The sequence below is a fragment of the Streptomyces sp. NPDC000229 genome (genome assembly GCF_040300825.1).
Classification (GTDB): domain Bacteria; phylum Actinomycetota; class Actinomycetes; order Streptomycetales; family Streptomycetaceae; genus Streptomyces.
Genome location: NZ_JBEPEL010000024.1, coordinates 1 through 24,465 on the forward strand (window position 1 = coordinate 1; position 24,465 = coordinate 24,465).

Sequence of the window (24,465 nt, forward strand, 5' to 3'; positions counted from 1 at the left end):
TGGCCTGTCCGTCGGTGGAGTCGACGCCGCCGGTGCGGCTGACCCGGAAGGAAGCCGAGGCGAAGAAGCAGGAGCTTCGGAAGAAGAAGCGGTCCTGGTGGTGACCGGCGGCTGACATCCACGGCTGATACCAACCAGGAGGACGCGGGCGGTCTCAGGCGGCACGGCAGGAAGTACCCGGTCGTTTGCACTGGCTGTCCGGGCGAACTTACACAACACGTGTCGACCGCACGCGGACGGCACGTGCGTGTCAGGTCGCTCCAAGGAGTCAGGCAGAACCGGTTGGTGGCTCCCCATGGGGGCCATGCAGGGAGCCACCAACCACGGCATCTGGCGGACGCCGGCGGACTACGGCGGACGGCGAACACCGTGCTGCCAGGGGCGGGCGACCCCACGAAGAGCATCTACCTGAGCCTCCTCTTAGCGTCGCCTTAAGCGGAGCATAAGGATCGTCATCAGCCGCTCCCAGCAGGCGATTTCGGCCCTTGGAGGGGCTAGCTTGCTGATCACCGGGGCTGGTCCGGACCGTCGGTGCCGAAGCCGGGGGGCTGCGCCGCCCGTCCGGGTTCCGGCCCCGTAACCCCCCACACGCCGCTTTCCCGTCGAAGGAGAACGCCACCATGACTTCTCGCCGCCGCAGCACGGCAGCCGCCGCCGTCGCCCTGGGCATCGCGCCGCTCGCGCTCGCCGGGCTGGCCGCGTCACCCGCCGCCGCGCACGGCACGATGACCGATCCGGTCAGCCGGGTGTCCGCCTGCTACGCGGAGGGGCCGGAGAGCCCGGACTCGGCGGCGTGCAAGGCGGCGCTCGCGGCGAGCGGGCCGCAGGCGTTCTACGACTGGAACGAGGTCAACATCGCCAACGCGGCCGGCAACCACAAGCGGCTGATCCCGGACGGCAAGCTGTGCAGCGCGAACCGCGACAAGTACAAGGGGCTCGACCTGCCCCGCGGTGACTGGCCGTCGTCCGAGCTGGCCGCCGGCAAGCACACCTTCCGCTACAAGGCGACCGCCCCGCACAAGGGCTCCTTCGAGCTGTACATCACCAAGGACGGCTACGACCCGTCCAAGCCGCTGAAGTGGTCCGACCTGGAGGCGAAGCCCTTCGCCAAGGTCACCAACCCCCGCCTGGAGAACGGCGCGTACGTCTTCGACGGCACCGTCCCGGCCAAGTCCGGCCGCCACCTGGTGTATTCGATCTGGCAGCGCTCCGACTCGCCCGAGGCGTTCTACACCTGCTCCGACGTGGTGTTCGGCGAGGACGACGGCCAGGCGGGCGGCGCCCCGGCCCCGACCGCGTCGGCGCCCTCCGACGAGCAGATCGAGCAGGGCGCGGACCAGTCGACGGTCGACCACGGCGGACACGGTGGCGACGACCACGGCGACGATGCCGGCCACGGCACCTCCGCGGAGCCGTCCGGTCCCTCTTCGGCTTCCGCTCCTGCCTCGCCCTCCGCGCCGGCTCCCACGGCCGCGGAGGCCGACACCCTCCAGGCCAACGGTGCCGGCACCCCGTCGCCCGTCGCCGCTGCGAGTGAGGAGAACCTGGCCGAGACCGGCGGAAGTGGCACCACCCCGTACCTCGCGGTCGGTGGCGCGGCGGTCCTGGCGACCGGTGCGGCGGTGCTGTTCGCCACCACGCGCCGCAAGTCCACCCGCTGACATCCCACGAGCGGGGGCCCGCCTGTGCGGCGGGCCCCCGCTCGTGTCAGGGGACGACCGACGCGCACGTGGTGGGCGTCGCGTGCGCCGGGTCGAGCGCGTTCACGACCTCGTGGTACGCGATCCGGTCGAGCAGGCCTATCGCCACGTGGGCGGAGAAGTCCACCGGGCACAGGTCCTGGAGGAGCACGTTGCGGACATTCGGTCCGTCGAGGAACTGGGAGCGGTACGGGGTGACGACCTCGTCGTACTTGGTGGCGATGACGGTGTAGCGGACACCCGGGACGGTGTCGCCGCCCTCGTTGAGCTTGGTGAGGAACGGGGAGCCGGCGACCTGGTCGGCGAGTCCCGGGGTCTTCTCGTTCAGCAGGTCGGCCGCGCCGGGGAAGTACGGCAGCAGCTTGGTGAGGCCGAGGAGCGTGGTGCCGTGGTTGTCGGGGGCGAGGCCGACGAGGGCGTTCACCTTGTCGGCGCCACCGAGGAACTTCAGGTAGTGGCGGGGCATCATGCCGCCCTGCGAGTGGCCGACGAGGTCGGCCTCGGCCGCTCCGGTGGCGGCGAGGACCTTGTCGACGTACGCGTCGAGCTGTTCGGCGGACTTCTCGACAGGGCCGAGGCCGTGGAAGAAGGGCACGCCGGGCAACTGGCCGTAGTCGAGGGAGAAGACGCAGTAGCCCCGCTTGACCAGGTAGGGGGCGAGGGCGAGCCAGTTGTCGACGGAGTTGCCGAAGGTGCCGTGGACGAGGACGACCGGGCGGGGATGGGCGGAGGACGGCCTGCAGGTGTAGTCGTTCCAGCCGCTGCTGGGGCCCTGGGCCTGGGCGGCGGAGGCGGGGGCGAGGGTGGCGGCGACGGCCAGCAGCAGGACGGCCGACGCTCTGAGCGCACGCCGTATACGTAAGGGCAGCATCGAGTGGTCTCCTTGCGGCTCAAGGAATGGGGATGGGGCGGTGGCGGTACGCCCTGTGGCCCGGACCACTGGTGGGGGTGCACGACAGGTATGCCGTGCTCATGCCAAGCTACGCACGGGTAGGCGCAGCAGGGAAGTTACGCGTCGGTAAAAAGCGTCGGCAAAAAGTGACGGCCTACCACCGCACCGGCAGCCGCAGTGGAAAGCGCCGGATCGTCTCGGTGTCCCACACCACCTCCCGTGCCGGCACCGCCAGCCGCAGCCCGGGGAAGCGTGCGAGCAGGGTGCCGACGGCCACGCGCAGCTCCGCCAGCGCCAGGGGCGCGGCGACGCAGTGGTGGCCGCCCCAGCCGAAGGTCATATGGGGGTGGGCCGGCCGGTCCGGGTCCAGCACATGGGGGTCGCGGAAGACCGCGGGGTCCCGGTTGGCCGCCAGGTACGACACATGGACGAAGTCGCCCGCGCCGATGGTGACCCCCTGCACGTCCACGTCCTCCAGCGCGATGCGCGGGATGCCGACGCCCTTGCGGAACGGGATGAAGCGCAGCAGCTCGTCCAGCACCCCGGACAGCCGGCCCGGATCGCGCACCAGCGCGGCCCACTGGCCGGGGCGGGTGAGCAGGGTGTAGACGATGTTGCTGATCTGGCAGGTCGCGGTGTCGTTCCCGCTCAGGATGAGCGTCACCGCGAGTACCGCCAACTCCTCGTCGCTCAACGGCTTCTCGCCGTCATCGGCGGCGGCGGTGGCCATGGCGCTGACGAGGTCGTCCCCCGGCGCCCGCCGCCGCTCCACGACCAGGCCGGCGAAGTAGTCGCGCAAGTACCGCTTGGCGTCGGCCGCCGTCCGCCGCGCCTCGGGCGCCGTGGCCAGCATCTCGTGCGTACGGCGCAGCAGTACGGGCCGGTCGGCCGGGGCGACGCCCAGCAGTTCGCAGATGGTGTGGTGCGGCAGCCGGGTGGACAGGTGGTGGGCCAGGTCCGCCGGCGGGCCGTGTTCGGCCATCTCGTCCAGCAGTTGACGGGCGACCCGCTCGATGGCCGGCGTCATGCGCCGCACCCGCTTCGTGGTGAACGCCCGCGCGGCGGCGCGGCGCAGGCGGCCGCTGTGCGGCGGGTCCAGCACATTGACCGACTCCGGCGAGACGATCGGCTCCGGTGTCAGCCGCGGATAGTCCCGGCCGACGATGGCCGCGCGGCTGAACCTCGGGTCGGTGGTCACCTGCCGTACGCCGTCGAAGCTCGTGACCAGCCAGGCCTCCGCATCGCCGTAGGGCAGCCGGATCCGGCTCACCGGGCCCTTCGCCATGAGGTCGGCGAGCAGCGGATCGAAGTCCAGGGCGTCGCTGAAGTCGAAGGGGCAGGTCACGGTGTCCGGCCATGTGGGGGGATGTGGGCGCTCCGGCGAAGAGACCGCACGTTTCATGGGCATATTACGCATATGCCGCATCTTGCGGCAGGTGATCGTTCCTTGCACTCCAGAGCCGTGACCGACGGCAGAAAGCGGTGAGAGATGCCCGCCGACGCGTATCGAGGAGCACCGGTTCACGGCGCCGTGGACGTCCTGGTCGTCGGCGCCGGCCCGACCGGGCTCGCCCTCGCCTGCGACCTGGCCCGCCGTGGCGTACGCACCCACGTCATCGAGGCGGGTGAGCAGCTCTTCGGCGGCTCGCGCGGCAAGAGCCTCCAGCCGCGCACCCAGGAGGCTCTCGACGACCTCGGCGTCATGGACGCCCTCCGGGCGGAGGGAGGGCCGTTCCCGCCCATGCAGACCTGGCGGGACGGCCGGCGGGAGGGCACGTGGCGGCTCCTGGAACAGGACCCCGAGGCCCCGGCGTCCCGGTACCCGGAGCCGTGGCTGGTCCCCCAGTGGCGTACGCAGGAGATCCTCCGCGACCGGCTCCTGGCCCTGGGCGGGGCCGTGGAGTGCGGAACCCGGCTCGCGTCCCTGCACCAGACGGACCGGCACGTGCTGGCCGAGCTGGCGCACGCCGACGGCAGCCGCCGGACGCTGACCGTGCCGTACCTGGTCGGGTGCGACGGCGGGCACAGCACCGTGCGCGAGGCGCTGGGCATCGCCATGAAGGGCGAGGAGGGCGATCTGCACCCGGCCGTGGTCGCGGACGTACGCGTCCGGGGCCTGGACCGCGACCACTGGCACATCTGGCTGGACGACCCGGACCACCGGGGCGTGGGCAGCCTGCTGCTGTGCCCGCTGCCGGGCACGGACGAGTTCCAGCTGAACGCCCGCGCCGACGGCGAGGAGCGTGACCTCACACCGGAAGCGGTGCGGACGCTGCTTGCCACCCGGACCCATCTGCCCGCCGACGCCGTCACCGACGTGCTGTGGCATTCGTACTACGAGCCCCGTACCGCGCTGGCCGAGCGGTTCCGCGACGGCCGGGTCTTCCTCGCGGGGGATGCCGCGCACGCCCACCCGCCGGGCGGCGGGCAGGGACTGAACATCAGTGTCCAGGACGCCTACAACCTGGGCTGGAAGCTGGGACAGGTCGTACGCCACCACGCCCCGGACGCCCTGCTCGACAGCTACGAGGCCGAGCGCCGCCCCGCCGCCGCCCACGTCCTGGAAGTCAGCTCCCGGCTCTACCGGACGGGCCGCAGTCCGGAAGGAGGCAGCGAGAAGGCGCGTCACCGCGGCCGCCTCACCCACCTGCTGTCGGTCCACTACCGCGACAGCCCCCTGAGCACCGAGACCCGGGAGCGGCTGTCCGACACGGCCGTCCAGGCCGGTGACCGCGCCCCCGACCTGCCGTGCGTCACGGAGAACAACGGCTCACGGCGGCTCCACGAGCTGCTGCGGGGCCCGCACTTCACCCTGCTGGCGGTGGACCGCACACCGCCCCGGGTACCGCCGGCCGTGGTCACGCACCGGGTGACCGGCGGCTCGGCGGCGGAGGCACTCGGCGCGGGACTGTTCCTGGTCCGCCCCGACGGCCACATCGGCCTGGCCACCCAGGACCCGGCGCACCTCGACCACTACTTCGCCAAGGCCGGCCTCTAGGGCCCCTAGGCGGCCAGCGACCCCGGCACGATCGCGCCCGGCCCGAACCTCGCCCGCGCCTGGTCCGCCACCGCCTCGATCCGCCGCGCCTTGTCGTCGGCCGGGTCGAGGGAGAGCTGGTGCGCGGCCTTCTCGGCGGGCATCAGGCCCTCGGCACGCAGCCCGATGGAGCGCACCCGGGCGCGCTGGAGTCCGAGCGCCTCGTGCATCGCGTACGCGGTGTCGGCCAGCGCGGCCGTGTGGGCGGTCGGCTCACGCAGGGTGCGGGTGCGGAGGGTGGCGGTCCGGTCGGCGTACCGCACGGTCAGCGTCAGCGAGCGGCACACCTGCTCCTCGCCGCGCATCCGCGCGCCCAGCTCCCCGGCGAGCGACAGCAGGGCCCGCCGGTGCCGGTCCCGGTCCAGCTCGTCGCGGTCGAAGGCCCGTTCGGCGGCGACCGACCGGGACGCGGCGTTGGGGACGACCGCCGTACGGTCGATGCCCCGCGCCCGCTCCCACAGCTCGCGGCCCGCCCGCGCGCCCACGATCCGCTGGAGCACGGAGAGCGGCGCGGCGGCGACGCGCCCGATGGAGTCGAGCCCGTACGAGCAGAGCGTCCGGGCGGTGGCCGGGCCGACCCCGTACAGAGCGGCGACCGGCTTGTCCCGCAGGAACGCCTCCGTGTCCTCCACCACCAGGGTCGTCCCCGGAGCCGCGTCCCGCGCCGCCATACGGGCGAGCATCGGGTTGGGGCCGGCCCCGATGACGCAGTCCACGCCGTACAGGGCGAGCGCCCGGACCCGGATCACGGCGGCCAGTTCGGCGGGGCCGCGCCCGAAGTACCGCACGGCGCCGCGCACATCGGCGAGCGCGGCGTCGGGTTGGGCCGCCTCGACGACGGGCGTGAACTGGCCGAGCATGCCCACCAGTTGCGGAAGCAGAGCCTCGAACATCGGCTCCAGCCGGAATCGTACGTAGAGGATCATCCCGCGCTCCCCTGACTCTGGTGCCACAGCTTCTTCGGTACCGTCGTTCCTTCACCCGCCGGGCGCAGGTCCGCCCAGGGGTTCATCTCGTACCCGGTGGGCATCGTGATCCGCCGCCCGCTGTCGGACGGCGAACCGGCCGTCGGCTCGGCCAGCCGCGCCGCCACCGCGTCCAGGCCGCCCTCGCGCCGCAGTTCCACCAGTTCGGCGAGGTTCCAGGCTGCCGAACCGACCACGCTGAGGCTGCGCGGGCCGCGCCGCTGCACCACACCCCGTACGAGCAGCAGCCAGGAGTGGAAGACGGTGTGCGCGCACCGCTCGTGGCTGTCGTCGAAGAAGGCCAGGTCGACCAGGCCGGTGCCGTCGTCGAGGGTGGTGAAGATGACGCGCTTGCCGGACCGGACGGGCGGCGTCTGGGTGGCCGCCTTGGCGCCCGCGACCAGGACGGTCTGTCCGTGCGGTGCCGCCCGCAGTTGCTGCGCGGAAACCACGCCGAGCTCGGCGAGGAAGGCGTGGTGATCGGTCATCAGGTTGCGTGAGGCGTCCATGGACAGCACGCCCAGCTCGGCGCTGAGCCGTTCGGCCTCGTTGAGGTCCGGCAGGCCGATGGGCGCGGACTTCCGGCCGCCCGCGAGCGGGAGCTGGTCGCCGTACGAGCCGGAGCCCCGCTGGAGGCGGTGGAGTTCGGCGAGGTGCAGCAGCAGGTCGCGCCGGTTGCCGCCGAACGCGTCCAACGCCCCTACCTGGGCGAGCCGTTCGGCGACGGGGCGGCTGGGCCGGGCCCGCTCCCAGAAGTCCAGCAGCGAGGCGTACGGCCGGCCGGCCTCGATCCGCGCCGCCTCCGCCTCACTCATGCCGTGCACGTCGGAAAGCGCCAGCCGCAGGCCCCACTTCCCCAGAGAACCGGACACCAGTTCGATCCTGTGTGCGACCGCCGACCGGTTCACATCCACCGGAAGCACCGGCACCCCGCGCCGCCGCGCGTCCGCCAGGAGCAGTCGCTTGGGGTACATACCGGGATCATGCGTGAGCAACCCGGCATAGAAGGCGGCCGGGTAATGCGCCTTCAGCCACGCGGACTGATACGTCGGTACGGCGAAGGCCACCGCGTGCGCCTTGCAGAAACCGTAACTGCCGAAGGCTTCGACGATCTCCCAGGTCCGGGCGACCACGTCGTCCGCGTACCCCTTCGCCCTCGCATGCTGCGCGAACCAGGCCTTGATCCGCCCTTGCGACTCGGGATCGGACAGCCCGCGCCGCACCGCGTCGGCCTCCTCGCGGCCGCAGCCGGTCATGATGTCGATGATCTTGATGATCTGCTCGTGGAAGACGACGACTCCGTACGTCTCCCTCAGCGCGTCCTCCAGGTCGGGATGCGGGTAGCGGACGGGCGCCCGCCCGTGCCGGGCCTCGATGAACGGCCGCACCATGTCGGCCGCGACCGGACCCGGCCGGAAGAGGGAGATGTCGACGACCAGGTCGTGGAAGGTGGCCGGCTGGAGCCGCCCGACCAGGTCGCGCTGGCCCGGCGACTCGATCTGGAAGCAGCCGAGCGTCTCGGCGGACTTGATCAGCCGGTACGTGGCCGGGTCGCCGGGCCGCACCTGCCGCGGGTCGTCGATGTCGACCACCTCGCCGCTCGCCCGCTCGATCTCGGCGACCGCGTGCGCCATCGCCGACTGCATCCGCACACCGAGGACGTCGAGCTTGAGCAGCCCGAGCTCCTCCACGTCGTCCTTGTCGAACTGGGACATCGGGAAGCTCTCGCCGCTGGTCGGCACCACCGGGGTGCGCCGTGGCAGCGAGGAGTCCGAGAGCAGCACCCCGCACGGGTGCATGGCGACGCCGCGCGGCAGCGCGTCCAGCGCCTCGACCAGCTCCCACAGCCGCCCGTACTTCTCCTTCTCGCCGGCGAGCGCGCGCAGCTCGGGCAGCTCGTCCAGCGCGGCGCGGGCGTCCCGGGCGCGGATGTGGGGGAAGGCCTTGGCGATCCGGTCGATGTCGGCCGGGTCCATCGACAGGGCGGCGCCCACGTCCCGTACGGCGTGGCGCACCCGGTAGGTCTCGGGCATGGCGACGGCGGCCACGCGCTCGGGGCCGAAGCGGCCGAGGATGGCGCGGTAGACCTCCAGGCGGCGGGCGGACTCCACGTCGATGTCGATGTCGGGCAGCACGGGCCGCCGCACCGACAGGAAACGCTCCATCAGCAGGCCCTGCTCGACCGGGTCGGCGTGGGCGATGCCGAGCAGGTGGTTGACCAGGGACCCGGCGCCGGAGCCGCGGGCGGCCACCCGGATGCCCATCTCGCGGGTGTCGTCGACGACCTGGGCGACGGTGAGGAAGTACGAGGCGAAGCCGAGCCGTTCGATGGTGCGCAGCTCGTCCTCCAGCCGGTTCCAGTACGCCCGCTTCCGGTCGTGGCCGCGCAGCACCATCCCGGCGGCGCAGCGCGAGCGCAGCACCCGCTCGGCGGTGCGCCGGCCGGCGCCGACCAGGTGCGCCTCGGGGAAGTGGACGGAGCCGATGCCCAGGTCGTCCTCGGGGTCGACCAGGCACCCGGCGGCGGTCTCCTCGGTCATGGCGAGGAGCCGGTGCGCGGTGTCGCGGCGGAACCCGGCGGCGTCCGCGACCAGCTCGGCGGTGGCCGCCATCGCGGCCGGGTCCTTGAGCCAGCGCTCACCGCTGTCGAGGCCCTTGCGCGGGTCGATGGGCACCAGGCGGCGGGCCGCGTCGAGGACGTCGGCGACCGGGCCCTGGCCGGGGTCGGCGTACCGCACGGCGTTGGTGAGCACGGCGCGTACGCCCTGCTCGGCGGCGAACCCGAGGGTGCGGGCGGCGTGCCGCAGCGAGCCGGGGCCGGTGCCGGTGCGCCCGTGGTGGACGACCTCCAGGCGCAGGGCGTCGCCGTGGGCGTCGCACCAGGGGGCGAGGAGCCGGGCGGCGCGGTCGGGGCGGCCGGCGGCGAGGGCGCGGCCGATCTCGGAGTCGGGCCCGAGGAGCACGGTCACGCCGTCGCCGTGGTTCTCCGCCCAGGGGAGCAGGGGGCTGCCGTTCCGGGCGCCGTGTCCGGCGGGCCGCCCGGCGGCGCGTCCGGCGCCGTGCCGGGAGGCGGGCCCGGCAGCGCGTCCGGTCACCTGCTCGGCGACACGTCCGGCACCGTCCCCGGCGGCTCGTTCCGCCGTGGGGCCGGTTCCTTCCGCGTGCGCGGCGGTGATCAGCCGGCACAGGGTGGCCCAGCCCTCCCGGGAGCGGGCGAGGAAGACCGCGCGGGGCGCGGACTCGTCGACGAAGGCGCCGCCGCGCACGGGGGTACGGCGCCGCTCGGTACGCGAGTCCTCCTCCCGGACCGGGCCGTCGATCGCGAGGTCGACACCGAAGACCGGCCGGACGCCCTCCTTGGCACAGGCCGCGGCGAAGCGGACCGCGCCCGCGACGGTGTCGCGGTCGGTCAGGGCGACGGCGTCCATGCCGCGCTCGGCGGCGCGCGCCGCCAGCCGCTCCGGGTGCGAGGCCCCATAGCGCAGGGAGAAGCCCGAAACGGTGTGCAGATGCGTGAACCCTGGCACCCGCACCTCCTGGATCAATCCGGTCTCACCTCCCCCGCTTCCACCATAGACCAATTTCGAACATTCGTACGACACGAATCGAATCCGCCATTCGGCCCGCCCCACCTGCGCGAATGAGGCGCGCCCCGGAGCGTGGGGACATGAAGCTCGCCGCCGAAGTCAGGAACGCCGTCACGCCCCGGGCCGCGCTGCTCGTCATCGGTGTGCTCGCCCTGCAGCTGCTGTTCATCGCCTCCTATGTGGGCGCGCTGCACAAACCGAAACCCACGGACGTGCCCTTCGGCGTGGTGGCACCCGGGGCGGCCGCCGCCCAGGCCGCCGGCCGGCTGGCGAAACTGCCCGGCGACCCGCTCGACCCGAGGGTGCTCGCCGACCGGGAGGAGGCCCGGCGGCAGATCATGGACCGGGAGATCGACGGCGCCCTGATCATCGACCCCAGGGGTACGACCGACACCCTCCTGGTCGCCTCCGGCGGCGGGACCGTCCTCGTCAACGCCCTGGAAGCGATCACCACCGAGGTCGAGAGGCCGCAGCGCCGCACGGTACGGACGGTGGACGTGGCCCCCGCCTCCCCCGAGGACTTCGACGGGCTGTCCGCGTTCTACCTGGTGGTGGGGTGGTGCGTGGGCGGCTACCTCCTGGCCTCGATCCTGGCGATCAGCGCGGGCTCCCGGCCCGCCAACCCGCAGCGCGCCGTCATCCGGCTCGTCGTCCTGGCGCTCTCCGCGCTCCTCGGGGGCCTCGGCGGCGCGGTCATCGTCGGCCCGGTCCTCGGCGCCCTGCCCGGCAGCGTGGCCGCCCTGTGGGGCCTGGGCGCCCTGGTGGTCTTCTCGGTCGGCGCGGTCACGCTCGCGCTCCAGGCGCTCACCGGGATCGTCGGCATCGGCCTGGCGGTCCTGCTGATCGTGATCGCGGGCAACCCGAGCGCGGGCGGCGCCTTCCCCGCCCCGATGCTGCCCGACTTCTGGCGGGCCATCGGCCCGGCCCTGCCACCGGGCGCGGGCACCTGGGCCGCCCGTTCGATCGCGTACTTCAAGGGCAACGCGCTCTCCGGAGCGATGCAGGTGCTCGCCGTCTGGGCGGTCGTCGGCGCCGTGCTCACCCTGGTGATGTCCGCGGTCCGCAAGCGGACGGACCGGGACGGCGGCAAGGCGGTCGGCGCGGACGCCACATGAACCGGGGCCCCGGGCCGGCGGTTGTCCCGCCGGCCCGGGGCCCGTACGCGCGTCCTGCCGTACGTCAGCCGATCTGCGCCCCGAAGGTGCTCAGCGCCTCCGTGACCGGCTGGAAGAACGTCTCACCGCCCGAGGAGCAGTCACCGCTGCCGCCCGAGGTCAGGCCGACCGCCGCGTCGCCCGAGAAGAGGGAGCCGCCGCTGTCGCCGGGCTCGGCGCAGACATTGGTCTGGATGAGCCCCTCGACGACCTGCCCGCTGCCGTAGTTCACGGTGGCGTTCAGGCCGGTGACCTCGCCCTCGTGGACCTGGGTGGTCGAGCCGCTGCGGGTGACCTTCATACCGACGGTCGCCTCGGCCGCCTTGGTGATCGCCTGGCTGCTTCCGTTGTAGAGGTTCACCTCGCTCGGGTGCGCGGTGTCACCGGCGTACTCGACCAGCGCGAAGTCGTTGCCGGGGAACTGCGAGTCGACCATGGTGCCGATCGCCGCCCCGCCCTGGGAGCCGGACCACTCGCTGCCCGACTCGCCGCAGTGACCGGCCGTGATGAAGTGCGGCCGGCCGTCCTTGACCACGTTGAACCCGAGGGAGCAGCGCCCGCCACCGGCGTGGATGGCGTCACCGCCCGCGAGGAACGGCTTGAACTCCCCGGCCGTACGCTTCAGTTGCGCCTTGGAACCGAGCCCCTTCACGACCTGGTTGAGCTTCTCCCAGTTCGCGCCCTCGACCGTGCGGTCGGCCGTGACGACGACCTTGTTGCTCACCGGGTCGACGGCCCAGGACGTGCCGGGTATGGTCGCCCGGCTCTTCAGCGTCTGCCGGGCGCCCGTCAGCTCCGCCAGCGTGTGTTCGACGAGTCTGGCCTTTCCGCCGGCCTCGCGTACGGACTCGGCCGCCGCCTCGTCCACCACGTTGACCACGAGGGCCTTGGACTTCGCGTCGTAGTACGAGCCTGCCGCGTCACCGCCGAGTGCCTTGTCGAGCGTCGCGGCGAGGGTTCCCGCCGCGGGCGCCGACAGGGTCTTCACGGTGAACCGGGGTGCTTCCTCACTGGCGTTCGCAGTCTGGAAGGTGACTCCCGCTCCGAGCAGAGCGACAGCGGCTCCACCGGCGATCGCCGCACGCCTTTTGGGTATGCGTCGGTGCTTCACAACGTCGACCTCTCCTGTGGGGGGCCGCATCCGGGCACGTGGGGCGCCCTGACGCGGAGGATGGTCAGCCCACTATCCCGATACCAACCGGTAGCACACAAGGTCGACTTCAGGACGCGCACGCGACCTTCACTCCGCGCCCCCGGCGCTCCCACTACTCCCGCCCCCGCGCGCCGGTTCCGTTTGCGAATACCGACCGTGTCCCTACAGGCGACAAAGACACCCCGTAAAGGCACCCTGATGGGTAATCATCGACGGACACGGTGAAGGAGGCGGGGGGCTTGCGACGTCGGGTGCGCGCGGCGGACGGCCGGCATCTGATGGTGGAACGCCTGGGGGACCCACAGGGCCGTCCGGTCTTCCTGCTGCACGGCACGCCCGGCAGCAGACTGGGACCGGCCCCGCGGGGCATGGTGCTCTACCAGCGCGGCATGCAACTGATCGCGTACGACCGTCCCGGCTACGGCGGTTCGGACCGTCTGGCGGGGCGCAGCGTCGCCGATGTGGCCGCGGACGTGGCGGACATCGCGGACGCGCTCGGCCTGGAGCGGTTCGCGGTGGTGGGCCGCTCCGGCGGCGCCCCGCACGCGCTGGCCTGTGCGGCCCTGCTGCCGCACCGGGTGACCCGTACCGCCGCGCTGGTGACGCTGGCGCCCAGGGACGCGGACGGACTGGACTGGTTCGAGGGCATGGCCGCCTCGAACGTCACGGAGTACACCCACGCGACCCTCGACCCCGACGGCGTCGCCGCCCGCCTCACGCCCCGCGCCGACGCGATCCGCAAGGACCCGGTCCGGCTCCTGGACGACCTGCGCCGGGAGCTGACCGCCTCGGACCGGATGGTCGTCTCGGACGCGGGCGTACGGTCCATGCTGTTGCGCAACTACCAGGAGGCGCTGCGCACCTCGGCGTACGGCTGGATCGACGACGCGCTGGCCTTCTGCAGCCCCTGGGGGTTCGATCCGGCCGACATCCCGGGCGAGGTGCTGCTGTGGCACGGCGAGCAGGACGTCTTCTCGCCGGTCGGCCACTCGCGGTGGCTCGCCGAGCGCATCCCGGGCGCGACGGCCGTCCTGGAACCGGCCGCCGCGCACTTCGACGCCCTGCACGCCCTGCCCCGCGTGCTCACCTGGCTGCTGGACACGGACTGACCCTTCGGCCGGGCCGTCACACCGCGAGCGGCTCCAGGTCCCGGTGCACCCTGCGCTCGTCCCGCGCCAGGCGGGCGAGCGCGTGGTCGTCGCCCAGTTGCCGGGCGAGTTCGTCGGCGGTCTCCGTCCGCAGCTGGGCCGCCTCGTCCTTGCGGCCCAGCGCGCCGAGCGTGACCGCCAGGTTGGAGGCGACGCCCAGCACCTCCGGGTGGTGGCCGCCCAGCACCTCGCGCAGCGCCCGCACGGTGCGCTGCTCGATCCGCAGCGCCTCGTCCAGCTCGCCCAGGTCGGCCTTGGCGTTGGCGAGGTTCACCGTGCAGAACAGGGCGTGCGGATGCCGCTCGCCCAGGACCTCCCGCATGACCGTGAGGGCGGCCTGGAGCAGCTGCTCGGCGGTCTCGGGCGCCCCGCAGCCCCACTGGTAGATGCCCAGGTTGTTGAGGGCGGCCAGCGTGTAGGGGTGCCGCTCCCCCGGCACCTCCCGGTACTGGTCGACGACCTCCTGCGCCAGGTCGCGGGCGGCCACCGGCTCCCCGGCCGCGAACAGGTCGGCCGCCAGGTTCAGGTCGCAGGCCAGCGAGTCGGGGTGCGCGTACGTGTACTTGGCGCGGTACCGGTTGCGGGTGGCCGTGGTCAGCCGCCGCGCGTCCTCCATTCTGCCCGCCCTCCGCAGCGACACGGCGAGGCTCTTGCCCGCGGCGAGGGTGCCGGGGAAGGCCCGGCCCAGGGTCTCCTTGTAACTGTCGTACGTACGGGAGAGCAGCGTCACGGAGTCCTCGTACCGTCCGACCTCGCGCAGGTCGCGGGCGAGTGAGGTGGCCGAGGAGAGGGTGTACGGGTGCTCGGGGCCGAGCACTTCGGTGCGCCGGTCGAAGACCTCCTGGTCGATCTCGCGGGCCCGGGAGTACTGGCCGACCATGCGGAGGTTGAGCGCCAGGTTGTTCGCGGCGGCCAGGGTGCGGGGGTGGGAGTCGTGGAAGATCTGGCTGAAGCCCTCGTGGGCCTCGGTGGCCAGCTCCATCGCCCTGCCGTACTGGCCGAGCGCGCCGAGGTCCATGGCGAGGCTGGAGGTGGTCATGTACGTGTGCGGGTGGGACCGGCCGAGGACGGCGCGCTGCCGCTCCAGGGTGACCTCGTCCAGCTCCCGCGCCTCCACGTAACGGCCCTGGGAGCGGAGGATGTTGGAGAGGTGGAAGCGCAGGTAGAGGTACTGGAGGTCGTCGTTGCCGAGCATCTCGCGCCAGGCGTCGCGCAGGTCCTCCGCCAGCGCGCCGGCGGTCTGCCAGTCGCCGCGCTTCCAGAGGTAGCGGACGCGGTCGATGAGCAGCCGGCGGGTCTCCGGCTCCTTGCAGTAGCGGGCCTCGGAGGTGCCCAGGTGCGGCCAGATGGTGGCGAACCGGGGCCAGGTCTCGGGGTTGTCGATGGGCTCGTCGTCGTCCGGCCGGGCCCCGGCGAGGATCCGGTGGACGGCGTGCCGGGCGTCCCGCTGCTCCTGCTCGGACAGCTGGGCCCGGATGACGGCCTGCACCAGCCGGTGCACCTGGATGGAGTTGGACACCTGGTCGACCTTGGCCAGGGCGAACCGTCCGATCTCCCGGATCACCCGGCCCAGCACCAGCTTCTCCTGGAGGGAGGCGTCGTACGGCTTGAGGGCCTCGATCATCTCCTTGCTGTAGAGCAGGTTGGCGTGGATGGGTTCGGGTGCGAAGAACGCGCACAGCTGGAGCAGCCGCACGGCGGCCGGTGAGCGTTCCTTGAGCCGTGCGATGGAGACGTTCCAGGTCGCGGCGACCGGCTCGGGGTAGCCGGCCGGCTGGTTGAGCGCGAGGGTGCGCGCGGCGGCCTCCTGGAGCTGTTCCAGGTAGGCGCCGACCGGGGTGGCCGTCTCCGCGATCCAGGCCGCCGCCTGTTCGACGGCGAGCGGCAGGTCACCGACCGCTTCGGCGACCTTGTCGGCGTCCTCGGTCCTCAGGCCCTTGGCGCGGCGCTGGAGGTGCTCGATGGACTCCTCGCGCAGGAACACGTCGACCGGCAGCGCGTCGCCGTACTGCGACCAGGTCTGGTTCCTGGAGGTGACCAGGATGTGCCCGCCGGTGGGGAAGAACCGCTTCAGCGCGTCGGGGTCGTCGGCGTTGTCGAAGACGAGCAGCCAGCGGTTGGTCGGCACGCCGCGCCGCAGCAGGTCGATGGCCTCCTGGCAGGCGGTGGCCATGTCGTCGCCTCCTTGCGCGCCGAGGCGGACGGCGAGCTCGGCGAGGCCGGCGATCACGTCGTCGGTCTGCTCGGCGGACATCCACCACACCAGGTCGTAGTCGGCCATGAAGCGGTGCACGTACTCCAGCGCGACCTGCGTCTTGCCGACGCCGCCGAGGCCGTACAGGGTCTGCGGCTGGGGCAGGACGACGGCCATCCCGCCGCCGAGCTGGTCGCGCATCCGCTCCAGGACCATCGAGCGGCCGGTGAAGCCGGGGTTGCGGGGCGGCGCGTTCCAGATCTTCGGCACGGTCCCGGGGAAGCGCGGTCCGGGCGGCACGCCCTCGTTGAGCTTGACGGGCCGGTCCAGGGCGCGCAGCAGCGCGGCCGTGGCGTTCACCTCGTCGAGCCGGAACAGGTCGACCGGGTTGCGGTCGATGTACGGGGTGGTCAGCCGGACGTCCCCGACGCGCAGCGGCAGCAGGTGGCGCCGCCCGCCGCCCGGGTCCTCCGCGGCGGCGCGCTCCCACACCTCCACCGCGCGGGCCGACTTGAGGTAGGCGCTGGACAGCAGGACGACGGTGCGGGCGGCGTTCTCGGCGGCGTGGAGCACGTCGCTGCCGCTCGTCGCGGGGTCGGCGGAGACGTCGCGCGGGACGACGCGGAAGCCGGCCCGGGTGAGGACGGACTCGATCCAGTCGGCCCACATGCGGTTCTCGGCGACGTAAGACAGGAACAGGTCGGCGGGCAGCGCGGGGCGGCGCCGGGTGAAGGCGTCGCGGATCCGCAGCCGTACCTCCTCGTTCACCGCCGGCATGGCGGTGACGTCCCCGTCGGTGACGACGGCGGTCAGCCGCTCGAAGGCGGAGAGCAGCGAGTTGGCGATCCCGGCGTCGTCGCCGAAGGTCGCGAGGGTCTCCTCGTAGGCGTAGTAGGGCCGGTACGGGATCTCCACGGCCCCCCAGTAGGAGGCCAGCTCCTCCCCCGTCATACCGCTGGGGAAGCCGTCGAACTTCAGCCGGGCCAGCGCCCGGCCCGCGTCGGCCTTCTCCTTCTCGCCCTCGTCGATCCGCATCGGTACGGGAAAGATCCGGATGCCCCGGCCGCCGTACCGCTCGTCGATCTGGCGGGCGACCGCGGCGGCGCCGTCCATGGACTGGTCGCTGAGGGTGAAGCAGTCGACCAGCGCGTCGGGCAGGTGGACGGTGCAGATGTCGGCGATGTCGCTCAGGCCGGTGCGGCTGTCGATGAGGACGTAGTCGTAGTTGGCCTTCATGTCGTCGCGCAGCGCGTCGAAGAAGTGCCCGCCGCCGAGCCGGTCGTAGAAGTTGTCCCAGTCGAAGGTGGAGACGGTCGCCGAGTACTCGCGGTTCTGCTTGCCCGCCGAGACGAAGTCGAGGGTGCCGCCGTCGGGGAACTCCCAGCCGAGCGCCTCGGGGGTGAGGGAGACGGCGTGCGGCTGGATCCGCGCGTAGTCGCGGTGCCAGTCGTCGGGCCGCTGAACGGGGCTGGTGGCGGCCCAGGCGTACTCGGTGATCAGGTCGATGACGCCGGTGGTGGCGCCGAGGGTGGACGGGTCGAGGAAGGGGTGGAAGAAGCGGTGCAGGCCGGGTGCCTCCAGGTCCCAGTCGACGGCCAGGACCCGCTTGCCGTTCGCGGCGAGAATCCAGGCCGTGTTGGCCAGGGCCATCGTCCGTCCCGTACCACCCTTGTAGGAGTAGAAGGTGACGATGCGTCCGTCACGACTGGCTGTCATCCAGGTCCTCCGCATCGGGCGCGATCTCGTGCGTCTCGGGTATGTAGTGCGTGGTGCCAAGTTCGCCCGCCATCGGGCCGCGCAGCCGTGGCCGCTCGGTGTGGCGGCCGCCCGCGGGCGGGTAGACGGCGGCGTGCCGCAGGTACTGCTGTGCTGCCGCTTCCACCACCTGGGGCAGGATCTGGCCGAACGCCTCCATGCTCGGTACGCCTCTGGCGGCGGCGCGGCTCGCGACGCGGCCCTGGCCCATCTTGATGGGCATGGTCTCTTCGAGGGTCCGGTTCAGCTCGGCGTCGGCGGCCCTGGTCTGGTGGTCCATCTGGTTGCGGGGGACGACGACGCTCACCCAGGGGCGGTGTTCCGCGTCGAAGGCGGCGAGCCGTTGGCGGCGCTCCTCGTCCTTCAGCGCCCAGCGGTCGAGGAGCAGGATCTCGGGGCGGCTGGGGGGCTGCTTGGCGTCGGGCGGGCCGGCGTCGTGGTCGAAGGAGGTGACGGTGGCCTGGTAGTTGAGCGAGCGGACCAGGTCCTCGGTGACGTAGGCGAGCGGCCGGGCGGCGTCGGGGTGGTACGGGTTCCAGTCCTGCGGCATGTCGCCGTAGTACTCGGGGTCGCGGCCCTCGGGCAGGTCGTGGCGGGTGGGGGCGGCGACGGTGACCTGGAGGGGCCTCGGGCCGCGGCCGGGGATGCCGAAGGCGCTGGGTGCGGCGCGGTAGTCGACGGGTCTGCCGGGGCTGATGGCCGCGGTGTCGGCGACGGCGACGATGCGTTTGGCGAGTTCGTATACGGCCCGTTCGTATTCCTCGGCGAATATCCGGAGTTTGATCAGGCCGTAGAGCCCGTCGGTGACGTAGCGGTCGCCGAAGTCGCGGTGGTTGAACTGCAACCGCTCGGCGGGGCCGGGGAGTTGTTCGGGCGGGACCGGTACCCACAGGGCGGGCACGATCGCTTCGGCGGGCTTGTTGTGTTTGGCGTGGTGGTAGATCGCCCGGGTGGCGAAGGCGTACCACTCCTTGCCGCACATCTCGCTGGCGAAGTAACGGGGCGAGAAGAGGGGGACGAAGACCCGACAGGTGGCCAGGACTTCTCCCAGTCGTTCCGACCAGCCCTCACCGGATCGTATCTCCCGGTCCATGAACCCGGCGGAGGCTCCGGCGGGGAGATCGGTCATGGCCATCACATGGCCGCACAGATCGCGGTAGAGCCGCTCGACCCACATGTCGGGATCGGGGCCGCCCGCTCCGTACCTGGGCGTGTGCGCATAACTCAGGAAGAAGTACGGCCGATGGTCCGCCGCTCGCGCTTGCGATGACGCCTGCACACGACCCCCGTCCTATGTGATCACTCGCATCCGGGATGAGAAGGATACGAGCTGATTAATCATTCCGGAGCAGGCTTTGCTCGACCCCCACGGCGTTCAGTCATTCAACGCTGCTTTTCGGTCATCTCCGCGACAGCATGATGGACCGTTCCCTTGATCGGCACAGTTCCTTGCGTACTTCCGCCACCAGGAGTTTGCCGCTCACGGTGAGTTCGGCGGCGTTCTCCAGCAGGTCGAGCGCCCTTTCCGCATGATCGGCGTGCCCTTCCTCGTACCCGGAGAGACCGGCCCGCTCGTACGCCCCGGCGAGCAGGGCGGAGGCCGGCACCGGCGCGTCCTGCCAGGGCGCGGGGTGGGTCCAGGAGCCGTCCAGCGCGTAGAGGTCCGCGACGTCGAGCAGCGCCCGCAGCCTGGCCCGCCGGAAACCGCGCAGCAGGGCCCGGGCGAGTGCGCCCTCCTCCTCGTGGAGCGGGAGTCCGAGCGCCCCGTACCCGTGCCGGCCCACGCACGGTTCGGTCCCGGTGACCGGCGTCAGGGTGGTCAGGCTCGCGGCGGCCTCGGCGGCCTGCTCCGGTACGGCGTCCCGCAGCAGCGCCCAGGCGCTCTCCAGCCGCCCGTTCCAGGCACCCGCCTCGCCGGGCGTGAGTCGGCCGGTGGCGGGCGCCGCGAAGCGGTCCCGGTACGGATCGAGGTCGTCGAGCGCGACGCCGTTCGTCCCCCGCCGTACCGGCCGCCACCCGTCGCTCTCCTCCTGGAGCCGTGCCACGCGCAGCTCGGCGCCCCCGGCCGCCCGCACCAGGAACCCGTCCCCGGTCACCCGCACCTCCACCGGACCGGCCACCTCGGCCGTCCCGAGGGTCGGCAGGTGCAGCGCACCGCCCCGGTGGGCGATGCGGACCGGAACGTCGACCCGGCCCCGTACGGCGGCCGCGGCCACGTACCGCGCGAGCTCCCCCGCGAGGTCCGTCGCCCCGGCGCGCCCTTCCCGCAGCGCGTCCAGGCAGTCGAGGAGCCAGGTGCGCGCGTAGGGGTGGGCGAGCACCTCGTCGAGCCCGTCGGAGCGCTGCTCGACGGTGCCGGCCAACTCCCAGGCCTCGGCCCACCGCTCACCCCCGCGCCCGTCGAGCTCGCTGTGGAGTTCGGCGAGGAGGACGCGGGTCAGGTCGTGCTGTTCGACGGCGAGCGCGCCGGAGTCGGCGACCGCGGGCGCGGCGGTGGCGGCAGCGGTGCGGTCCTCGATGCCCCGGACGAGCGCTTCGAGGTCGGCACAGTAGACGGACGGGTTGTCGAAGGCGTTCTCGGCCCGGTAGCGGTGGGTGTAGAGGCCGCCGCCGCAGGAGCGGACGACGGGGCACCGGCGGCAGGTCTCGCTCACGCCGTCGAGGCCGAGCTGGCGGGCCCGGACGCCGGGGTGGGCGGCGACGTCGTCGAAGGAGTGCCCGAATACGTCGAATCCGGTGGCGGCGGCGCCTTCATAGGCGCTCTTGAGCGAGTCGACCTGTTCGAGGGTGCCGTCGGTCTCCACGACCACGAGGTCGGTGGGGGCCAGACCCAGGGACTCGGTGAGGCTGGGGCCGCCGTTCAGGGTGGACAGCACGGACTCGAAGAGCCGTACGGGCACGGGCCTGCCCTGGGCGTTCCACCGGTCGAAGACGGCGAGGATCCACTCGGCGTACGCGGTGGGCGAGCCGTCCGGGCGCGGCGGGGGCTCTTCCCAGGTGGCGTGCGGCAGCAGGAAGTCGATGCGCGGGGGCGCGAGCGCGGTGAGCGCGTCGTACACGGCGACGGGATCGTTGGCCACGTCGATGGTGCAGAGCAGGCCGAGGTCGAGGTGGCGGTAGCGCTCCTGGTGCAGCAGGTCGACGGCCTTGAGCACGAGGGGGTGGCTGCTGCGGCCGTCGGCGAAGCGGCGGTGGCGGTCGTTGGCCGTCCTGTCGCCGTCGAGGGAGATGCCCACTTTCACGCCGTACTCGTCGAAGAGATCGAGGTAGCGGGGGCTGAGCTGGAGGCCGTTGGTGTGGATCCGGAGGTCCAGGTCGGTGACCGGGGCGAGGGCGGTGGTCAGCTCCTGGCAGACGCGCCTGAGGCGCGCGGGCCCTGCCAGCAGAGGCTCCCCTCCGTGCAGGATCACTGACACGGAGGGCAGGGCATGTTTCTTGGCATGCTCGGCCAGTCGCAGAGCTGTCCAGGAAATGGCCTGGTCAGAGATTGCCTTGGGGCGGGTACGCCAGCTCTGATCAGCGTGTTCGTAGATATAGCAGTGGTCACATGCAAGATCACACCTGCTGTGGACCTTGAGGACGATCTCGCGGAATGGGACCAGGGGTCCAGTCATTCCGCCAGTTTAGAGCGCGGAGTTGAACGTCGAGACGCGCTCGGTACGGTCGGTCACCGAGGGCAGAACGCGGCTGAGCTTCTTGGCGGCTGCCGCTCCTCGCACATCGATCTCGGCGAGAGGCACACGACTCTTCTTCGCGACCGCGAAGGTTACTGAGGGCTGAAAGCTCACGACGGCCGTCCTAGGGGAGTGGGTCGGTTGGGGATAACCGCACCGTTGCAGTGTCGGCGGCACGACTTTACTCTCATGCCCACCTACAGCAAATCAGCGCAAGGGCTTGAAACAAAAGCGTTGCGCCAGTATTCCCCGACCGACCCGGAACGAGCCATTCCACCGAAAGAGTGAAGACAAAACCGCAGACGGGGGTGCGCATGACCGGGTTTCAGGGCCCACTTCAGAGCATGGTCTTCCGAAACGCAGATCTGCCTGTGCTGTTCCACCGGGCGGACGAGATCGCCATCACCCGGCAGCGGGAAGCGGTGCAGGACACCCGCTTACAGCTGTGGTTGCTCGTCCTGGGTGCCTGTCTGGCGGCGGTGCCCGGCGGCTGGCGCATCGGCGATACGTTCCAACTGGCGGGGGCGCTCAGCGCGTTGGCGTACGCGGGCGTACTCCTGGCCATGTATCGCGCCTCCAGGCGCCGCGCGAAATCGCATTGGCAACTGAACCGCTCCGCCGCCGAGTTCATCAAGTCCATGTGCTGGCGGTACGCCGTCCACGGCGCACCCTTCGACGCCGATTTCCCCGACCCGGACGGGGAGTTCCTGTCCCGGCTGGAGGCGGGGCTGGGCGAGCTGCGCAAAGTGGGGTGGGTCGACCCCCGCGCCTCGGCGAGGGCCGACGACCGGGCGGAGCTCATCACCCCGGCCATGCGGATGCTGCGCGACAAGCCCTTCCGGGTACGCAAGGAGACGTACGTCAGGGACCGTCTGATCGAGCAGCGGAACTGGTACCACAGGAAGACGGTGGTGTCGCGCCGGGCCACCACGCTGTGGTCCGCGACCATCTCCGTGCTCACCGTCCTGGCGCTGTTCCTGGGCGTGTTGCGGACGTTCTCGGCCGGCGGCTCGGCCGTGATGGCCGGGCTCCTTTCGGCCGCGGCGGCCGCGTGCGTGGCCTGGAGCGAGATCCGCCGCCACCAGCCGCTGATCGCGGCGCACTCCCTGGTGGAGGAGGACCTGGCGGCGATGCACACCGCCATGGAGACGGTGATCGGCGAGGACCGGTGGGCGGCGGCGGTGTACGAGACCGAGCGCATCGTCTCGCCCCAGCACACCGACTGGCTGGTCCAGCACCGGCGCTGACCGTCAGGGCCGCTCGACGCCCGTGCGCCAGATGACGGTCACCGGCTTCCCACGGGCTCGGGCGTAGCGGACGATGTCGCCGGTGCCGCCGAGTCCGCGGGCGGGGCGGCCGTCCCAGACGGCGAGCAGCCGGTCGCAGTGGTCGGCGATGTAGGTCCCGGCCGCGTAGTACGCCTCGTCCGTGGAGCGGGGGTAATCCATCCGGACCTCGCGGGTGGCGCGCTTGCGGAAGGCCTGGTAGCGCGCCAGCTCGTCGGGGTCGGCGAAGCCGTCCTCGTAGTCCCCGCTGGGGATGACGACGGTCAGCTCGGCGCCGCAGTCCAGGGCGATGTCCGCGAAGAGCTGGTCCGCCCCGGCCGCCAGGCTGGACAGCGCCTCCAGCGGTCCCTCGTGGCCCCGGAGCGCGGCATGGATGGCGGTGCGGATCGCGGCGCGCACATGGGCGTCGAGCTCGTCGGGGATGTCCCTGTGCCCGGTCACTCCGATGCGCCTCATCCGCCCCCGCTCTCCGAAGTCGCCCTGTGCCCGAGCGCCGTCACATGCTCTCAAATGTGGGCGCTTCCGGGCAGGGCGTCGAGCCCCCGGCCGGGGATCCGGCCGGGGGCTCGTGGCGCTGTGCGGTGTGCGCTGTGCGCTGTGCGGTCAGTAGACGCTGACGCGGTAGGCGTTCAGGGCCTCGGTGACCGGCTGGAAGAAGGTGGTGCCGCCGGAGGAGCAGTTGCCGCTGCCGCCGGAGGTGAGGCCGATGGCGCGGCTGCCGGAATAGAGCGGGCCGCCGCTGTCGCCGGGCTCGGCGCACACGTTCGTGCGGATCATGCCGTAGACGACGTCGCCGCCGCCGTAGTTGACCGTGGCGTTCAGGCCGGTGACCGAGCCGCTGTGGGTGCCGGTGGTGGAGCCTCGGCGGGTGACGGACATGCCGACGGTGGCGTTGGCGGCGCTGGTGATGTCGACGTTGCCGACGGTGCCGGGCTTGGCGATGGAGGTGTTGGAGTAGCGGACGATCCCGTAGTCGTTGTTCGGGAAGCTGGAGCCGGTGGTCGGGCCGAGGACGGTGGTCCGGCCGGAATTGGCGTACCAGGTGCCCGCGCCGTCGGTGCAGTGACCGGCGGTGAGGAAGTACGTGGTGCCCGCGCTGTCGCGGACGTTGAACCCGAGCGAGCAGCGCCAGCTGCTGGCGTAGATGGCGTCGCCGCCGGATATGAGCTTGGTGAACTTGCCGGGGGTGCGCTCGATCCTCAGGGCGCCGGCGTTGGCTCCCGCCTGGCGCTTGATCTTGGCTATCTCGGCCTGGGAGACGGTCGAGTCGACGGTGACGACCAGCTTGTCGGTCGCCGGGTCGACGTGCCAGGCGGTGCCCGGTACGTCCGCCTCCAGGACGGCCGAGCCGGCGGCGGACAGCTGGGCGGCGCTGAAGGGCCGTGGTGATTCGGCGTTCGCGGCGGGGACCGCGAGGGTGGCGGCGGCGGCGAGACCGGTGGAGACGGCGAGCAGACGGGTCCGTCTGGCTGTGCCGCTGCGGGGGGTGGTGCGCTTGATCCTCACTTCTCGTTCCTCCCGAGGGGAATCGGGGGCCCGCCGTGGGGGTGTCGGGCCCGTGAGGCGCAGTCAGGGGTGGTGTTCGGTTTTCGGACACGCCGTGCCCCTGACAAGCGCTGCTTCGGGAGTATTCGCAGGGATCAACCACCGGCACAAGGGCTGGTTTCGGCCGAGCCGAGTCGTGGGCATCGGAAGGCGCCCGGCGGGTGTGGTCCTCCGCCGGGGTCCGCCCCTGTGACGTATCAGCGGCTCAGTACGTTCCGCTCCGCCGCCGGGACAGCACCGGGAGGGTGTTGCCGGCTCACCCGAGAGACCGAGCCCGCGCTCGCGCCCGTCGGCGTTCTCGACCGGACGCCGTGCTCGGCCGCGCACGACCGGTAGGTCCCGGGCGCCACCCGGCCTTCGCCGTACCGGGCGACC

General features: G+C 72.2%; 16 protein-coding genes. 5 read left to right on the forward strand and 11 right to left on the reverse strand.

Annotation, left to right across the window (positions count from 1 at the left end; all coding sequences use genetic code 11):
• The first annotated feature begins 620 nt into the window (after window positions 1-620).
• Window positions 621-1,661: a lytic polysaccharide monooxygenase gene (locus ABT360_RS14855; protein WP_351815068.1), complete on the forward strand. Its 1,041-nt coding sequence runs from the start codon at window positions 621-623 to the stop codon at window positions 1,659-1,661.
• A gap of 46 nt (window positions 1,662-1,707) precedes the next feature.
• Here the strand turns inward: ABT360_RS14855 and ABT360_RS14860 are convergent, their stop codons facing one another.
• Window positions 1,708-2,571: an esterase/lipase family protein gene (locus ABT360_RS14860; RefSeq protein WP_351815071.1), complete on the reverse strand. Its 864-nt coding sequence runs from the start codon at window positions 2,569-2,571 to the stop codon at window positions 1,708-1,710.
• A 175-nt stretch (window positions 2,572-2,746) separates the two neighbouring features.
• On the reverse strand, window positions 2,747-3,994 hold the full coding sequence (locus ABT360_RS14865; protein WP_351815074.1) for a cytochrome P450: 1,248 nt from the start codon (window positions 3,992-3,994) through the stop codon (window positions 2,747-2,749).
• Between the two features lie 87 nt (window positions 3,995-4,081).
• Between ABT360_RS14865 and ABT360_RS14870 the strand changes: the two genes are divergently transcribed.
• Window positions 4,082-5,590: an FAD-dependent oxidoreductase gene (locus ABT360_RS14870; RefSeq protein WP_351815077.1), complete on the forward strand. Its 1,509-nt coding sequence runs from the start codon at window positions 4,082-4,084 to the stop codon at window positions 5,588-5,590.
• A 5-nt stretch (window positions 5,591-5,595) separates the two neighbouring features.
• Here ABT360_RS14870 and ABT360_RS14875 read toward each other — a convergent pair whose 3' ends face one another.
• Both ABT360_RS14875 and ABT360_RS14880 read right to left on the reverse strand, forming a co-directional pair.
• On the reverse strand, window positions 5,596-6,555 hold the full coding sequence (locus ABT360_RS14875; RefSeq protein WP_351815079.1) for a DNA polymerase Y family protein: 960 nt from the start codon (window positions 6,553-6,555) through the stop codon (window positions 5,596-5,598).
• A complete protein-coding gene (locus ABT360_RS14880) occupies window positions 6,552-10,121 on the reverse strand; it encodes a DNA polymerase III subunit alpha (RefSeq protein ID WP_351815082.1) in 3,570 nt (1,189 codons plus the stop codon). The genes ABT360_RS14875 and ABT360_RS14880 overlap by 4 nt, the downstream gene beginning before the upstream one ends.
• Window positions 10,122-10,261: 140 nt before the next feature.
• Here ABT360_RS14880 and ABT360_RS14885 point away from each other — a divergent pair, with 140 nt between their 5' ends.
• Complete coding sequence (locus tag ABT360_RS14885; protein WP_351815084.1) at window positions 10,262-11,296, forward strand: DUF3533 domain-containing protein; 1,035 nt, start codon at window positions 10,262-10,264, stop codon at window positions 11,294-11,296.
• A 64-nt stretch (window positions 11,297-11,360) separates the two neighbouring features.
• Here the strand turns inward: ABT360_RS14885 and ABT360_RS14890 are convergent, their stop codons facing one another.
• A complete protein-coding gene (locus tag ABT360_RS14890; protein ID WP_351815087.1) occupies window positions 11,361-12,446 on the reverse strand; it encodes a S1 family peptidase in 1,086 nt (361 codons plus the stop codon).
• 281 nt (window positions 12,447-12,727) lie between these two features.
• On the opposite strand from ABT360_RS14890, the gene ABT360_RS14895 reads away from it, so the two are divergent.
• Window positions 12,728-13,597: an alpha/beta fold hydrolase gene (locus ABT360_RS14895; protein ID WP_351815090.1), complete on the forward strand. Its 870-nt coding sequence runs from the start codon at window positions 12,728-12,730 to the stop codon at window positions 13,595-13,597.
• A gap of 16 nt (window positions 13,598-13,613) precedes the next feature.
• Here ABT360_RS14895 and fxsT read toward each other — a convergent pair whose 3' ends face one another.
• The 4 genes from fxsT to fxsA all read right to left on the reverse strand — a co-directional run bounded on the left by fxsT (window position 13,614) and on the right by fxsA (window position 21,325).
• Entirely contained in the window at window positions 13,614-17,546 is a 3,933-nt protein-coding gene (fxsT, locus tag ABT360_RS14900) for an FxSxx-COOH system tetratricopeptide repeat protein (protein ID WP_351815093.1), read from the reverse strand.
• The gene (locus tag ABT360_RS14905) at window positions 17,530-18,864 is read right to left on the reverse strand and encodes a TIR-like protein FxsC (RefSeq protein WP_351815096.1); all 1,335 of its coding nucleotides are present in this window, start codon (window positions 18,862-18,864) and stop codon (window positions 17,530-17,532) included. Before ABT360_RS14905 ends, fxsT begins: the two co-directional genes overlap by 17 nt.
• Window positions 18,865-18,985: 121 nt before the next feature.
• Window positions 18,986-21,199 carry a radical SAM/SPASM protein FxsBH, inactivated beta-hydroxylase extension form gene (gene fxsBH, locus ABT360_RS14910; RefSeq protein WP_351815099.1) on the reverse strand — a complete coding sequence of 738 codons (2,214 nt, stop codon included), beginning with the start codon at window positions 21,197-21,199 and terminating at the stop codon, window positions 18,986-18,988.
• 9 nt (window positions 21,200-21,208) lie between these two features.
• Entirely contained in the window at window positions 21,209-21,325 is a 117-nt protein-coding gene (gene fxsA / locus ABT360_RS14915) for an FxSxx-COOH cyclophane-containing RiPP peptide (RefSeq protein WP_351815102.1), read from the reverse strand.
• Window positions 21,326-21,603: 278 nt separating this feature from the next.
• Between fxsA and ABT360_RS14920 the strand changes: the two genes are divergently transcribed.
• Window positions 21,604-22,506, forward strand: coding sequence for a DUF4231 domain-containing protein (locus ABT360_RS14920; protein WP_351815105.1), 903 nt, complete (start codon window positions 21,604-21,606; stop codon window positions 22,504-22,506).
• Between the two features lie 3 nt (window positions 22,507-22,509).
• On the opposite strand, the gene ABT360_RS14925 is transcribed toward ABT360_RS14920, so the two are convergent.
• Together ABT360_RS14925 and ABT360_RS14930 are read right to left on the reverse strand one after the other, a co-directional pair.
• Window positions 22,510-23,001, reverse strand: coding sequence for a hypothetical protein (locus tag ABT360_RS14925; protein WP_351815108.1), 492 nt, complete (start codon window positions 22,999-23,001; stop codon window positions 22,510-22,512).
• Between the two features lie 147 nt (window positions 23,002-23,148).
• Window positions 23,149-24,051 (reverse strand): S1 family peptidase, encoded by a 903-nt coding sequence (locus ABT360_RS14930; RefSeq protein WP_351815110.1) that lies wholly within the window; start codon window positions 24,049-24,051, stop codon window positions 23,149-23,151.
• Window positions 24,052-24,465: the final 414 nt, after the last annotated feature.

Bases quoted from the DNA above. Each gene is read 5' to 3' on its own strand.
- ABT360_RS14855 (WP_351815068.1), top strand. From the start codon at position 621: ATGACTTCTCGCCGCCGCAGCACGGCAGCCGCCGCCGTCGCCCTGGGC.
- ABT360_RS14860 (WP_351815071.1), bottom strand. From the start codon at position 2,571: ATGCTGCCCTTACGTATACGGCGTGCGCTCAGAGCGTCGGCCGTCCTG.
- ABT360_RS14865 (WP_351815074.1), bottom strand. From the start codon at position 3,994: ATGAAACGTGCGGTCTCTTCGCCGGAGCGCCCACATCCCCCCACATGG.
- ABT360_RS14870 (WP_351815077.1), top strand. From the start codon at position 4,082: ATGCCCGCCGACGCGTATCGAGGAGCACCGGTTCACGGCGCCGTGGAC.
- ABT360_RS14875 (WP_351815079.1), bottom strand. From the start codon at position 6,555: ATGATCCTCTACGTACGATTCCGGCTGGAGCCGATGTTCGAGGCTCTG.
- ABT360_RS14885 (WP_351815084.1), top strand. From the start codon at position 10,262: ATGAAGCTCGCCGCCGAAGTCAGGAACGCCGTCACGCCCCGGGCCGCG.
- fxsT (WP_351815093.1), bottom strand. From the start codon at position 17,546: ATGACAGCCAGTCGTGACGGACGCATCGTCACCTTCTACTCCTACAAG.
- fxsBH (WP_351815099.1), bottom strand. From the start codon at position 21,199: ATGACTGGACCCCTGGTCCCATTCCGCGAGATCGTCCTCAAGGTCCAC.
- ABT360_RS14920 (WP_351815105.1), top strand. From the start codon at position 21,604: ATGGTCTTCCGAAACGCAGATCTGCCTGTGCTGTTCCACCGGGCGGAC.
- ABT360_RS14925 (WP_351815108.1), bottom strand. From the start codon at position 23,001: ATGAGGCGCATCGGAGTGACCGGGCACAGGGACATCCCCGACGAGCTC.